Source organism: Stenotrophomonas sp. 116085_Sma, from assembly GCF_056479585.1.
On record NZ_CM151057.1, the window covers coordinates 1,575,238 to 1,589,233 of the forward strand.

The 13,996-nt window shown below is 68.1% G+C and carries 12 protein-coding genes; 7 read left to right on the forward strand and 5 right to left on the reverse strand.

Annotated elements, in window-relative coordinates; all coding sequences use genetic code 11:
* The first annotated feature begins 42 nt into the window (after positions 1-42).
* Positions 43-939 (forward strand): M48 family metallopeptidase, encoded by an 897-nt coding sequence (locus ACZK0Z_RS07320; RefSeq protein WP_100443791.1) that lies wholly within the window; start codon positions 43-45, stop codon positions 937-939.
* A gap of 542 nt (positions 940-1,481) precedes the next feature.
* Here the strand turns inward: ACZK0Z_RS07320 and xseA are convergent.
* Both xseA and queG read right to left on the reverse strand, forming a co-directional pair.
* Entirely contained in the window at positions 1,482-2,813 is a 1,332-nt protein-coding gene (xseA, locus tag ACZK0Z_RS07325) for an exodeoxyribonuclease VII large subunit (RefSeq protein ID WP_197632401.1), read from the reverse strand.
* A gap of 44 nt (positions 2,814-2,857) precedes the next feature.
* Positions 2,858-3,928, reverse strand: a complete 1,071-nt coding sequence (queG, locus tag ACZK0Z_RS07330) for a tRNA epoxyqueuosine(34) reductase QueG (RefSeq protein WP_197632402.1) — start codon at positions 3,926-3,928, stop codon at positions 2,858-2,860.
* A 23-nt stretch (positions 3,929-3,951) separates the two neighbouring features.
* Here queG and ACZK0Z_RS07335 point away from each other — a divergent pair, with 23 nt between their 5' ends.
* The 6 genes from ACZK0Z_RS07335 to ACZK0Z_RS07360 all read left to right on the forward strand — a co-directional run bounded on the left by ACZK0Z_RS07335 (position 3,952) and on the right by ACZK0Z_RS07360 (position 11,463).
* Complete coding sequence (locus tag ACZK0Z_RS07335; protein WP_197632403.1) at positions 3,952-5,436, forward strand: NAD(P)H-hydrate dehydratase; 1,485 nt, start codon at positions 3,952-3,954, stop codon at positions 5,434-5,436.
* Complete coding sequence (gene tsaE / locus ACZK0Z_RS07340) at positions 5,433-5,915, forward strand: tRNA (adenosine(37)-N6)-threonylcarbamoyltransferase complex ATPase subunit type 1 TsaE (RefSeq protein WP_099497572.1); 483 nt, start codon at positions 5,433-5,435, stop codon at positions 5,913-5,915. The genes ACZK0Z_RS07335 and tsaE overlap by 4 nt, the downstream gene beginning before the upstream one ends.
* A gap of 82 nt (positions 5,916-5,997) precedes the next feature.
* On the forward strand, positions 5,998-7,566 hold the full coding sequence (locus ACZK0Z_RS07345) for an N-acetylmuramoyl-L-alanine amidase (RefSeq protein ID WP_197632404.1): 1,569 nt from the start codon (positions 5,998-6,000) through the stop codon (positions 7,564-7,566).
* Between the two features lie 93 nt (positions 7,567-7,659).
* Complete coding sequence (gene mutL / locus ACZK0Z_RS07350; protein WP_197632405.1) at positions 7,660-9,564, forward strand: DNA mismatch repair endonuclease MutL; 1,905 nt, start codon at positions 7,660-7,662, stop codon at positions 9,562-9,564.
* An 11-nt stretch (positions 9,565-9,575) separates the two neighbouring features.
* Positions 9,576-10,505, forward strand: a complete 930-nt coding sequence (locus ACZK0Z_RS07355; protein ID WP_049428588.1) for a DUF1684 domain-containing protein — start codon at positions 9,576-9,578, stop codon at positions 10,503-10,505.
* Between the two features lies 1 nt (position 10,506).
* Positions 10,507-11,463, forward strand: coding sequence for a TraB/GumN family protein (locus tag ACZK0Z_RS07360; protein ID WP_049428591.1), 957 nt, complete (start codon positions 10,507-10,509; stop codon positions 11,461-11,463).
* Positions 11,464-11,536: 73 nt separating this feature from the next.
* On the opposite strand, the gene phaR is transcribed toward ACZK0Z_RS07360, so the two are convergent.
* From phaR to gluQRS, 3 genes are all read right to left on the reverse strand, one after another.
* Positions 11,537-12,076, reverse strand: a complete 540-nt coding sequence (phaR, locus tag ACZK0Z_RS07365) for a polyhydroxyalkanoate synthesis repressor PhaR (RefSeq protein WP_049428593.1) — start codon at positions 12,074-12,076, stop codon at positions 11,537-11,539.
* Positions 12,077-12,261: 185 nt separating this feature from the next.
* Positions 12,262-13,002 (reverse strand): acetoacetyl-CoA reductase, encoded by a 741-nt coding sequence (gene phbB / locus ACZK0Z_RS07370; protein ID WP_049428595.1) that lies wholly within the window; start codon positions 13,000-13,002, stop codon positions 12,262-12,264.
* 17 nt (positions 13,003-13,019) lie between these two features.
* The gene (gene gluQRS / locus ACZK0Z_RS07375; protein WP_049428597.1) at positions 13,020-13,940 is read right to left on the reverse strand and encodes a tRNA glutamyl-Q(34) synthetase GluQRS; all 921 of its coding nucleotides are present in this window, start codon (positions 13,938-13,940) and stop codon (positions 13,020-13,022) included.
* Positions 13,941-13,996 lie beyond the last annotated feature (56 nt).

Genomic DNA, 13,996 nt, shown 5'->3' on the forward strand with positions numbered 1-13,996 from the left:
CGCCGTGCCCGCCGGCCGGCGGGGCCAGCAGGAAGTCCCCCGATGCGCAACGATCCCTTCTCCCGCTCGTCGCAAGGTCCGCAGCGGCGTGGCCTGTTCGGCAACATCCGCTGGTGGGTGCTGCTGCTTGCCGCCGGCTATGCGCTGTTCTACTGGTTCTCCAACCGCACGGTCGATCCGTACACCGGCGAGAAGGTGATGATCGACAGCAGCCTGGACGCGCGCCAGGAAACCGCGCTGGGACTGCAGGCCTACCAGCAGATCCTGTCGCAGGAACGGCCGATGGACCCCAATGCACCGATCGCGCGCGATGTGCGCGACATCGCCCAGCGGTTGATCGCCAAGGTGGACGTGGTGGAGACGGCGCTGGCGCAGGAGCATGGTGTGCAGCCGGCACATTTCGCGCGGGATTTCCAGTGGGAAGTGAACGTGATCCCGTCCGAGCAGGCCAATGCGTTCTGCCTGCCGGGCGGCAAGATGGCGGTCTACACCGGGCTGGTGCCGGTAGCGCGCACCCGCGATGCGATGGCGGTGGTGATGGGCCATGAGATCGCCCACGCGCTCCTGCGCCATGGTGCACAGCGCATGGCACAGCAGAAGCTGACCCAGATCGGGCAGGTGGCCGGCGCCGCCAGTGGCATGGATGCGCAGCAGCAACAGATGATGATGTCGGCGATGGGCTATGGGTATCTGCTGCCCTATGCGCGCAGCCACGAGACGCAGGCGGACGAAGTGGGGCTGATGCTGGCCGCAGCGGCCTGCTTCGATCCCCGCGAGGCGGTGCCGCTGTGGCAGCGCATGGGCCAGGCCAGTGGCGGCCAGGCGCCGCCGGAGTTCGCTTCCACCCACCCGAACCCGGGCACCCGCATCCAGAACCTGCAGGCGCTGATGCCGAAGGCGCTCGAGTACCGGCAGAAGTTCTGCGAGCAGGCAAAGTAGGGGGGTGTTCGGCAGGGCTTGCAGCCCTGCACCTGCCGAAGCCAGAGCAACAGCAACAGCAACAGCAACAGCAACAGCAACAGCGTGCATTCCGTGGGATGGCGGGGTGGGTCCGGTTGCGGGAGACGCCGTAAACCCGTCCATGGGGGCTTGGCCGCGGCATCCATGCCGCGGACACTCCCGCAACCGGACCCACCCCGCCTTCGACAGATCTCCTCGATCTGTTGGAATTGCTCATGGGGTCAGATCCGTTTTCCCTCGGAAAACGGATCTGACCCCGGAATCTCATTCGATATCTGACAGATGTGTCGACCAAGGTCGACACCCACCAACAGCTGCGGGATTCTGTCAGAGGTGGGGCGGTGTCGGAGTGCGGGGTGTCAGCCGCATGGATGCGGCTGCCAAGCTTACAGGGACGTACTTGCAGCGTCCCCGCACTCCGACACCGCCCCGCCATCCCACGGAATGCTCGCTTTTGACGTTGACGTTGCCTTGGCTTGAAGCCTCTGCAGGTGCAGGGCGCAGCCCTGCCGAACAACCCTCTACTTGACCTGCACGTCGATCACGCCGTCGCCGACACGTGCCTGCAGCGCATCGCCAGACTGCACCTGGTCGACCTTCCGCACCAGGGTGCCATCGTCGCTGCGGGTGAGGATGCTGTAGCCACGGGCCACGGTGGCCAGCGGGCTGACCGCCTCCAGCGAACGCGCCAGCCCGCGCAGGCGCAGTGCATCGCGTTCCAGCAGGCGCTGCATTGCCGCCTGCGGACGCCCGCGAAGGGCGGCCAGGCGACGCTGCATCGCATCGAGCTGGCGCTGTGGATGGTGGCCGCGCAGCACGGCGGCAGCGTGGCGCAGGCGTGCGGCACGACGTTCCTGCTGCTGGTTGAACGCGGCATGCAGGCGCCTGCCAAGGTCCAGTTGGCGGCGGCGCAGCAGCTCCAGCCGTGCCTGCGGGCTCTGCGCGTTCAGGCGCAGCAGTGCGCGGTCGGCACGCTGCATCGCCTGCTGCATCGCGTGCCGTTGCAGCTGCACCATGCGTGCCGCCGTACGGCGTAGGCGCAGTGCCAGTTCGCGCTGGTCCGGCACCAGAAGTTCGGCGGCCACCGACGGTGTCGGCGCGCGCAGGTCGGCGGCGAAGTCGCTCAGGCTGAAGTCGGTTTCGTGGCCAACGGCCGAGACGACCGGCGTGTGGCTGGCCGCAATCGCGCGGGCCAGCGCTTCATCGTTGAACGCCCACAGGTCTTCCAGCGAACCGCCACCGCGGGTCAGCAGGATCACGTCGTAGCGGCCACTGGCATCGGCGGCCTGCAGCAGGCGGGTGATCTGCGCGGCGGCCGTGCTGCCCTGTACCAGGGTCGGCAGCAGGTCCACTTCCAGCAGCGGGAAGCGGCGGGCCAGCACGCTCAGCACGTCGCGCACGGCGGCACCGGTGGGCGAGGTGATCACCGCCAGGCGCTGCACGTGTGCAGGCATCGACCGCTTGCGTGCCGGGTCGAACAGGCCCTCGGCCTCCAGCCGTGCCTTCAGCTCTTCGAATGCGCGGCGCAGTGCGCCTTCGCCGGCTTCCTCCATGTGGTCCAGCACCATCTGGTACTCGCCACGGGCGTCGTACAGGGTCACCTTGCCGCGCACCAGCACGCGCATGCCCTCGCGCGGCACGAACTTCAGGTACTGCGCCTTCATCCGGAACATCGCCGCCCGCAGCTGGGCGCGCGCGTCCTTCAGCGTGAAGTAGAGATGCCCGGAGGCGGGGCGCGCCACGCTGCCAAGCTCGGCCTCGACCCAGATCGCCGGGAAGCTGCCTTCCAGCAGGTCACGGGCCAGGGTGTTGAGCTGGCTGGGGGTGAGGATGTCGTTGTTGCGTGGCTGCATGGGAACGGCGTGCGGCAGGTGGAACGGATGCTCAGGATCGCACGTCAGCGCGGTGCGTGCTGGCCCAGCGCCCACTGCACGTGTTCGCGCACCAGGGGGGAGGGATGGTCGGCGCGGGTGTGCAGCGCGGCCAGCGTTTCGGCCGTGGTCGGCGCATTGCCCAGTGCTACGGCGATGTTGCGCAGCCAGCGCTCGTGGCCGCTGCGCCGGATCGGGCTGCCTTCGGTGCGGTGCAGGAACTCGGCTTCGTCCCAGGCGAACAGCTGGTCCAGGCGGGCAGTGTCGAGGTTGTTGCGTGCGCGGAAGTCGGCTTCGTCGGTGCGCTTGGCGAACTTGTTCCAGGGGCAGACCAGCTGGCAGTCGTCGCAGCCGTAGATGCGGTTGCCCATCAATGGCCGCATGTCTTTGGGAATGGCGCCATCGTGCTCGATGGTCAGGTAGGAAATGCAGCGCCGTGCGTCCAGTCGCTGCGGCCCGGTGATCGCACGGGTGGGACAGACATCGATGCAGCGCGTGCAGGTGCCGCAGTGTGCCGTGGCCGCCACATCGATCGGCAGCGGGATATCGATGTAGATCTCGCCGATGAAGAACCACGAACCGCCGTGGCGATCGATCAGGCAGGTGTGCTTGCCGATCCAGCCCAGCCCGGCGTTGCGCGCCAGTGCACGTTCCAGCACGGGGGCCGAATCGACGAACACGCGGTAGCCCAGCGGCGCCACTTCGTCGTTGATCTGCGTGGCCAGCTTCTGCAGCCGGTTGCGCATCAGCTTGTGGTAGTCGCGGCCCAGCGCGTAGCGCGCCACGTAGGCGCGGCCGGGATCGGCCAGGGTGGCCCAGGCTTCGGTGTCGTCCTTGTGGCTGTAGTCCATGCCTACCGAGATCACCCGCACCGTGCCGGGCAGCAGCTCGGCGGGACGCGCGCGCAGGGTGCCGTGGCGCGCCATCCAGTCCATCGTGCCGTACAGGCCCTGGCCCAGCCAGTCGGCCAGGTGCGCCTCATCCTCGCCCAGCTCGATGCCGGCGATACCGCAGCGCTGGAAGCCATGCGCACGCGCCAGTTCGCGGATGCGCTGCACGGCCTGGGCCGGATCGACAGGGGTGGGGGCGGGGGACATGTGCACCAGTATAAAATCCCTGCATGGCCAACCTTGCCGATCTGTTTGATTCCGTCGCTGCGCGTGCGCTTGATGCGCAGGCCTCGGCACTGGCTGCCGATGGCGGCTGGGGCCTGATGGCGCAGGCCGGCCAGGCTGCCTGGCAGTGCCTGCTGCAGCACTGGCCGCAGGTGCGGCGGATCGGCGTGGTGGTCGGAGCGGGCAATAACGGCGGCGACGGCCTGGTGCTGGCCCGCCATGCACGGCAGGCGGGGCGCGTGGTGACGGTGATCTCCTTGCCGGGCAAGCCACCGTCAACCGTGCTGGCACAGCGTGCAGCATCGGATTTCAAGTCCGACGGCGGCATTGTCATGGAATTCGATGGGGCCTTGCCCGAGGCGGATATCTGGGTCGATGCCCTGTTCGGGCTGGGCTTCGACCGCGCGCCCGAAGGCGCGGCGCAGGCGCTGATCGCCGCCGTCAATGCGCAGGCAGCACCGGTGCTGGCGCTGGACGTCCCCAGTGGCGTGGATGCCGACCGCGGCGCGGTGCCGGGTGTGGCGGTGAACGCCGCACTGACCCTGCAGTTCATCGTGGCGCATCGCGGCCTGTATACCGGGGATGCGCTGGATCATTGCGGGCAGAAGGCGCTGGCACCGCTGCAGCTGCCAGCGGCTGCATGGCAGGGCGCATCGCCCGCCGCGGAGCACTGGACACAGGCGCGTTTGCCGGCACTGCTGCCACCACGCCGCGCCAATACCCACAAGGGCGAATCCGGGCACGTGCTGTGCGTCGGCGGCAACCATGGCAGCGGCGGGGCCATCGCAATGGCAGCCGAAGCGGCACTGCGTGCCGGTGCGGGGTTGTTGAGCCTGGGCACCCGGCGCGATCACGTCGGCCCGTTGCTGGCTCGGCTGCCCGAGGCCATGACCCATGCGCTTGAAGATGGCGATGTGCTGCCGGCGCTGCTGGACAAGGCCAGGGTGGTGGCGATCGGCCCCGGCCTGGGCCAGGACGAATGGGCGCACGCACTGTTTGCGCGGGTGCTGGCCGGCGACAAACCGCTGGTGGTTGATGCCGATGCACTGAATCTGCTGGCGCAGGATCCGCGCGCGCTACCGGACGCCATCCTTACGCCACACCCGGGCGAGGCCGCGCGCCTGCTCGGCTGCAGTACCGCTGACATCCAGGCCGATCGCTACCGCTGTGCGCAGGCGTTGGCCGAACGCTTCCATGCCGTGATGGTGCTGAAGGGCGCGGGCAGCATCGTGACGGCGCCCGGGCAGGCGCCACGGCTGATCGCTGCAGGCAATCCCGGCATGGCCGTGGGAGGCATGGGCGACCTGCTCACCGGCATCATTGCCAGCCTGCGCGCGCAGGGGCTGGCCGCCTTCGACGCTGCCGCCGCTGGTGCCCTGCTGCATGCGCTCGCTGGCGACGCTGCGGCCGCCGACGGCGCACGCGGCCTGCTTCCCACTGATCTGCTGGTGCCGCTGCGGCGACTGGCCAACCCGGAACGCTCTTCATGACTGATTTCTTCCTTGCCGACAGCGACGCAACCGAACTGCTCGGGCAGTGGCTGGCGGCGACCCGGCCGCCGCAGGCGCTGATCGAGCTGCGCGGCGACCTCGGTGCCGGCAAGTCCACCACGGCCCGTGCACTGCTGCGCGCGCTGGGTGTGCAGGGTGCCATCCGCAGCCCGACCTATACCCTGGTCGAGCGCTATCCGCTGGCCAGTGGCGGCGAGGCCTGGCACCTGGACCTGTATCGCATCGGCCAGGCCGGCGAGCTGGATTTCCTTGGCCTGGATGAGGGCAGCGCGGTGTTGTGGCTGGTCGAATGGCCCGAGCGGGGCGCCGGCGCGTTGCCACCGACCGATCTGGTGGTAGCGCTGGAAATCGAAGGTCAGGGACGCCGCGTGCGTCTCACTGGGGCCAGCGACGTCGGGAATGAATGGCTGAAACGGCTCCCTCAAGGGGGCGACTTGCAGGCCATTTCTGTCGGCTGACGAGAACAAACACCGGCAGGTTACGGATTATTAAGGAAAAAGGTGTTGCATTCCGTTCAGCGCGGTGATTGAATCCTGAGCCATGCGCCCGGGGAACCGTCTCATCGCCATCTGTGCTGCCGTCGGACTGGGTCTGGCGAGCGTCAGTGCGTGGGCCGGTGAGGTCCGCCAGGTTCTGCTGAATACGGGCGCCACCGGCACCCGTGCCGAGATTTCGCTGGTCGGTAGTGGCGGTTACAAGACCCTGTCGCTGGCCGGACCGAACCGCCTGGTGGTCGATTTCCCGGACTCCAGCGCCATACGCAACCTGAAGATGCCGGCCGCGCAGGGCGTGGTTACGGCGGTGCGTACCGGACAGCCGGTGCCGGGGACCTTCCGTGTCGTTTTCGACCTTGCTGAATCGGTGGCGCCGTTCCGCCCGCAGATGCAGCGCGAGGGCAATGAATCCAAGCTGGTGATCGAATGGCCGGGCGATGGCCCGGGCGTGGCCGCCAGCCGTCCTGCAGTGACGCCGGCGGTGCAGCCGCAGGCACCGGTGGCCACGCCCGCGCCGACCCCGGCTGAAAGCGCGCAGTCGCGTACCGATGCCGCGCGTGCGACCGCGCTGCTGACCGCGCAGGTGCGGCAGCAGGCCAGTGCCACCGCCGCCGCACCGGCCACGCCGACCCCGGCGCCGTCCACCGCACCGGCCCAGGTTGCGGCTGCCGGTACGGTGGCCAGCAGCTCGCCTTCTTCCTCGCCGGCCGCGATCCTCGCCGGCCAGCGCACCGCCGCCGTGGTGACCACGCCGCCGGCGACCGTACCGGCACCGGCACCGGCACCGCCGCCGGTGGAACCGCCGCGTCCGGCCATGCCCAGTGATGCCTCGCGCATCCGCATGCAGGCCGGCATGCGCCATCTGGTGGTCGCCATCGATCCCGGCCACGGTGGCCAGGATCCGGGCGCGATCGGCCCGACCGGCAAGCGCGAAAAGGATGTCACCCTCGCTGTGGCCCGTGAGCTTGCCCGCCAGGTCAACGCCACGCCGGGCCTGAAGGCCTATCTGACCCGCGACAGCGACGTGTTCATCCCGCTGCCGATGCGTGCGCAGAAGGCACGTGCGAACAAGGCCGACATCTTCATTTCGATCCACGCCGATGCGGCCGAAAACCGTTCGGCCACTGGCTCGTCGGTCTATGTGCTGTCGACCAAGGGTGCTTCTTCGCAGCGCGCCCGCTGGCTGGCGGACAAGGAAAACGCGGCCGATCTGGTGGGTGGCGTGCGCCTGCAGCAGACCGAGGGCACGCTCGCCAACGTGTTGCTGGACCTGGCCCAGAGCGGTTACATGAAGGCCTCCGAAGACGCCGCCGGCCACGTGCTGGGCGGCCTGAAGCGGATCGGCAACAACCACAAGCCGAACATCGAACGCGCCAACTTCGCCGTGCTGCGCACCTCGGACATGCCGGCCATGCTGGTGGAAACCGCGTTCATCTCCAACCCGGACGAAGAGCGCCGCCTGATCGATCCGGCCTACCAGCGCAAGATTGCCGGTGCCGTGCTCGACGGTGTGCACACCTTCTTCAGCCGCCAGCCACCGCCGGGGACGCTGTACGCGGCCCGTGCCCAGGCCGAGATCGACGCCGCCGGGACCATGGCCGGCGGCAGCAAGTAAGCCGTTCCGCGCGCCGTGTAGCGCCGGGCCATGCCCGGCGGGCGTGTGGCTCCGCTATCATCGACCCATGAAGTCTGCTGCCCATCCTCTCCCATGAGCGCGCCCGGCCCGCGTCCGATCCGGCCGTTGCCGGAAATCCTGATCAACCAGATCGCCGCCGGCGAAGTGGTCGAACGTCCAGCATCGGTGGTCAAGGAACTTGTCGAGAACGCGATCGATGCCGGCGCCAGCCGTGTCGACATCGACCTGGAAGAGGGCGGTGTCCGCCTGATCCGCATCCGCGACAACGGCAGTGGCATCGCACCGGAACAGCTGCCACTGGCGGTATCGCGCCATGCCACCAGCAAGATCGCCGACCTCGACGACCTCGAATCGGTGGCTACGCTCGGTTTCCGTGGTGAAGCACTGCCCTCGATCGCCTCGGTCAGCCGTTTCACCCTGTCCTCGCGTCGCGCGCATGACGAACACGGATCGGCGCTGCAGATCGAAGGCGGCAAGATCGGCGAAGTGACACCGCGCGCGCATGCGCCGGGCACCACGGTGGAAGTGCGCGAGCTGTTCTACAACGTACCGGCGCGACGCAAGTTCCTGCGCGCCGAGCGTACCGAACTGGGCCATATCGAAGAATGGCTGCGGTCGCTGGCGCTGGCGCGACCGGATGTCGAGCTGCGCGTGTCGCACAACGGCAAGGCCTCGCGCCGCTACAAGCCGGGCGACCTGTATTCCGATGCGCGGCTGGCCGAAACGCTGGGCGAGGACTTCGCCAACCAGGCTGTGCGCGTGGACCACAGTGGCGCGGGCCTGCGCCTGCATGGCTGGATCGCGCAGCCGCATTATTCACGCGCGAGTGCCGACCAGCAGTACCTGTACGTCAACGGCCGTTCGGTGCGCGACCGCAGCGTCGCCCATGCGGTGAAGATGGCCTACGGCGATGTGCTGTACCACGGCCGCCAGCCGGCCTATGTGCTTTTCCTTGAGCTCGACCCGACCCGGGTCGACGTCAATGTGCACCCGGCCAAGCATGAAGTGCGCTTCCGTGATTCGCGGCTGGTGCATGACTTCGTCTACCGCACGCTGAAGGATGCGCTGGCCGACACCCGTGCCGGCATGTCGGCGCAGGAGATCGGGGCCGGTCCGGTGCCTGCGGGGGACGCCGCTGCTGCGGCGATGGCATCGAGCGTAGGCGCGTCGGGTTTCGGGCTGGTGCGTGGGCCTGCGCCCGGTGCCGGCTCAGGCGGCGGTGGTGGCGGTTTTTCCGGCTGGCGCCCGCAGCAACCCCTTGGGCTGCAGGTGGCTGATGCGCCGGCGGCCTACGCCGCGCTGTATGCCACGCCGGCCGGTGCCGAACGCGGGGCGGCGCTGCCGCCGATGCCCACCGAGAACGGACTGCCGGTCACCAGTGCCGATGCCGGTGTGCCGCCGCTGGGCTATGCGATCGCGCAGCTGCATGGCATCTACATTCTGGCGGAGAACGCAGAAGGCCTGATCGTGGTCGACATGCATGCCGCGCACGAGCGCATCGGCTACGAGCGCCTGAAGAACGCGCACGACGGTATCGGCCTGCAGTCGCAGCCGCTGCTGGTGCCGATCACGCTGGCAGTGGGCGAGCGCGAGGCCGACACGGCCGAAAGTGAAGCCGAGACGTTGGCGGCGCTCGGTTTCGAGGTGACCCGTGCCGGCCCCGGATCGCTGCATGTGCGCAGCATTCCAGCGCTGTTGGCGCATGCCGAACCGGAAGGGCTGCTGCGCGACGTGCTGACCGACCTGCGCGAGCATGGCCAGAGCCGCCGCGTGGCCAGCGCACGTGACGAACTGCTGTCGACCATGGCCTGCCACGGTGCGGTGCGTGCCAACCGGCGCCTGACCGTGCCGGAAATGAACGCGCTGCTGCGCGACATGGAAATCACCGAGCGGTCCGGCCAGTGCAACCACGGCCGGCCGACCTGGGCCCGTTTTTCGCTGGCGGAAATCGACCGCTGGTTCCTGCGCGGACGTTGAGGGGAGCATCGATGCGTTATCGGGGAATGGGCGGCCTGCTGGCCGCCTTGCTGTTGGCCGCGTGCAGCCCGGCGACACCGCCGGCGCCGAAGGTCGCTGAAGATCCGGCCTATGCGGCCGCGCAGCAGCAATGGCGGGTGGCCCGTTACCAGGACCTGACCCGGCCCGATGGCTGGACGGCCCTGGTCGGCCTGCACTGGCTGCAGAACAAATCACACTTCGTCGGCAGTGGTGCCACCAATGGCATCCGCCTGACGGTCGGCCCGGACAAGCTGGGCCTGCTGCGTCGCGAGGGCGGCCAGTGGTGGTTCACGCCCGAAGCCGGTGTGGACGTCAGCCATGACGGCCAACCGGTGCGTGGTCGTATCCGCGTCGACACCGACAAGGATCCGCAGCCGACGCTGCTGGCCTTCGACGGTGGCAAAGGCCAGCTCAGCATCATCCGGCGCGGGCCGCGCGATGCGCTGCGGGTCAAACATGCCGATGCGCAGGCGCGCCGTGATTTCGCCGGGCTGGAGTATTGGCCAGGTGGTCCGGACTGGCAGGTGCAGGCACGCTTCATCCCGCATCCGGCGGGCAAGACCCTGCCCATCGTCGACATCACCGGCCTGACCACCGAGATGCCCAATGCGGGCGCGGTCGAATTCGAACGCGATGGCCGCACATGGCGGCTGGAGGCGATCGGAGCCACCGGGCAGCCGCTGTTCCTGATCTTTGCCGACCGCACCAGTGGCCGCGGCAGTTATCCGGCCGGGCGCTACCTGGATACCGATGCACCCTCTGCCGACGGCACGGTACGCATCGATTTCAACCATGCCTACAACCCGCCGTGCGCATTCACCGCCTATGCCACGTGCCCGCTGGCGCCGCCGGAGAACCGGCTGGACCTGCGCATGGAAGCGGGCGAGAAGGCCTACCACCTGTCTGAAGGAGAAGGCTGAGATGCCGTTGAAGCAACTGTTCCGTGCAACGCTGCTGATGGCAGCGCTTGCAATCGCACCGCTGGCACCGGCGCGCAATGCACCGGCCGCCGACGCCGCTGCCACGGCGGCAGCCAAGCCGCCGGTGCCACTGCTGTGGAAGGTGACCGGCCCGGGTGATTCACGCGTGTACCTGCTTGGATCATTCCACCTGTTGAAGCCGCAGGACTACCCGCTGTCGCCCGACGTCGAGCAGGCCTTCGAGGCTTCGAAGCGGGTCGTGTTCGAACTGTCGCCGGAGGACATGCAGTCGCCGCAGCTGGCCAGTCGCATGGTGCAGGCTGCAGTGCGCACCGATGGCAGCGAGCTCAAGCGCGATCTTGACGCGGCCACTTGGCAGAAGCTGCAGGCGTTTGCATCCGGGAACAAGCTTCCGCTGGCGCAGATGCAGGGCATGAAGCCCTGGTTCGTCGGCCTGAGCATTTCGGTCGGGCAGATGCAGAAGATGGGCCTGGACCCGGCGCTGGGCCTGGACCGTCATTTCATGGAGCGCGCGCAGAAGACCGGCCGCAAGACCGCTGGGTTGGAAGACATCGATACCCAGATCGGCATGCTCGACGGCATGACCGTGCAGGAGCAGCGGCAGATGCTGTCCGAGGCGCTGGACCAGGCGGGCAAGGGCGATGAGCAGGCACGCCAGCTGCACGACGCATGGCGGCGCGGCGATGAGCGCGTGTTGTGGACGAAGATGGCCGCGGAAATGCGCCAGCAGTACCCGCAGCTTTACCAGCGCATCAACACCGGGCGCAACGATGCGTGGGTACCGAAGCTGCTGCCGTACCTGCAGGCCGGGCAGGGTGGCACGCTGGTGGTGGTCGGTACGCTGCACCTGCTTGGCAGTGACGGCGTGGTCGAGAAGCTGAAGGCGAAGGGCTACAAGGTCGAACGCGTATGCACGGGGTGCAAGGCGAAACGTTGATGCTCCGCCGGGGGCACAAAACGAAACGGCGCGCCATCGGGCGCGCCGTTTTCGCATCCGACGGTACAGCGGCTCAGCGGCGGGTCTTGCCGCCGGTGCCAGTACCGGTGCCGGGTTCGTTGGGCTTGTTGCCGGTACCGGTGCCGGTACCTGTGCCACCCGGCCGCGGACCACCGAAACCGGTGCCCATGCTGCGCTGGAATTCCTGCCACAGCTCCAGGTTGCGCTCGGTCAGTTGGTTCATCATCGCCCACGGGGTCTGCCCCAGCAGGTTGCCCATCTGCTGGCGGAACTGCTGCTGCTGGTCCAGGAAGACCTGCATGCTGCGCTCCAGGTAATTGCCCATGAAGCCCTGCAGGGAGTCGCCATAGAAGCGGATCAGCTGGCTCAGCAGCTGGGTGGACAGCATCGGTTCGCCGTCCTGTTCCTGGTCGGCGATGATCTGCAGCAGCACCGAACGGGTGAGGTCGTCGCCGCTCTTGGCGTCACGGACTTCGAAGTCTTCACCGTCCAGGATCAGCTGGCGCACGTCCTCGATGGTGATGTAGCTGGAGATCTCGGTGTCGTAGAGACGGCGGTTCGGATACTTCTTGATGATGCGGGTCGCAGCCATTGAAGCGGTCACTCGTCACAGTAGATGCGCAGCATGGCGCAGTGCAGCAGCCGTTGCAACCGCCTCAGCCCCCGCCAGGCTTGGCTTTCACGGGGGATCATGTTGCGCAACAAGGGTTTGCGTGCTGCGCAGCATGACCATTGGCAGGGGCTGCGGATGTGCGCCGCTGCGGCCGCCAGCGCCGCTTACCAACCCATATGGTGGCCGCCATTGATGTCCAGGTTGCTGCCGGTGATCCACGAGGCTTCCTCTGCGACCAGGAAGGACACGCCGTAAGCGATTTCCTCCGGCTTGCCGAGGCGCCCGGTGGGAATGTCGGCGACGATCTTGGCGCGCACTTCTTCCGGCACCGCCATCACCATGTCGGTGGCCACGTAGCCGGGCGAAATGGTGTTGACGGTAATGCCGAAGCCGGCGTTCTCGCGGGCCAGCGAGATGGTGAAGCCATGCATGCCGGCCTTGGCAGCCGCGTAGTTGGCCTGGCCGTACTGGCCCTTCAGGCCGTTGATCGAGCTGATCTGGATGACCCGGCCCCAGCCCCGCCGGCGCATGCCCTCGATGACTGGGCGGGTGACGTTGAACACCGAATTGAGGTTGGTGTTGATCACATCGTGCCACTGGTCCGCGCGCATGCGATGGAAGGTGGTGTCGCGGGTGATGCCGGCATTGTTGACCAGGATCTCGACCGGGCCCAGTTCGGCCTCGACTGCACGTACCAGTGCTTCGGCACTGTCCGGATCGGAGACATCACCCGGGAAGATCGACACGCTGTAACCGCGTTCGGCCATCGCCTGCTGCCAGGTGCGGGCTTTGCCCTCGTCGCGGTAATTGGTGGCGACCCGGTGGCCCTGGTCGGCCAGGCGCTGGCAGATGGCGGTGCCGATGCCGCCGGTTCCGCCGGTGACCAGTGCGACGCGAGATGTCATGGGATGCTGTCCGGAAATCAGGTGGGGGAGGGGGGATTCTGCAACATCGGCGCGGAAAGTGCGCCGGGTGGCAGCAGGATGTCGGCACGTGGCAGCCGCGCCGGGTCGAAGGCCTGCCGGGCGGCCGCCAGCAGCGTGTCCAGATCGTGCGCAGGTTCCAGTGCCCCGGGTGCCTGGCCGAGCAGCTGCCAAAGCTGGCGCAGCACCGGCAGCGGGCGCGAACTGTCCACCGGCAGTGCGGCCAGCGACTTTGAAAGTTTGTGGCCCGGCGTATCCAGCAGCAGCGGCAGGTGCCAGTAGCGCGGTTCTGGCAGGCACAATGCCTGCTGCAGCAGGATCTGTCGTGCGGTGGAGTCGAGCAGGTCGGCGCCGCGCACTACCTCGGTCACGCCCTGTGCGGCGTCATCGACCACGACTGCCAGCTGGTAGGCCCAGCAGCCATCCGCACGGCGCAGCACGAAGTCGCCGACCTCGGCGTGCACATCCTGCTGCTGCGGTCCACGCAGGCCATCGGTGAAGCGCACGATGCTGCCCGGTTGCACGCGGAAGCGGACGGCGGGGTCCGGTCGAGATTGCCGGGCGACGCAACGATGGTGGATGCCGCCGCTTGCAGTCAGGTCGCTGCGGCTGCAGTGGCAGACGAAGGCCTGGTCGCTGGCAAGCAGCACGTCCAGCGCGGCCTGGTAGGCGACGCCGCGCGCGCTCTGCCAGACGATCGGGCCATCGTGGACCAGGCCGAATGCCGCCAGCGCCTGCAGCTGTGCCTCGGCGGCACCGGGCACAGTGCGCGGTGGGTCGACGTCTTCGATGCGCAGCCGCCAAAGGCCACCGTGATGGCGTGCAAGCAGCCAGCTGCCGAAGGCGGCGAGCAGGGATCCGGGGTGAAGCAGGCCGGTCGGCGAGGGCGCGAAGCGGCCGCAGGGAATGGGGGAGATCATGCTGGCTGAATCGTCGGTCAGGTTGGCGCTTGAATTCAAGCTGACCACACCGCAAA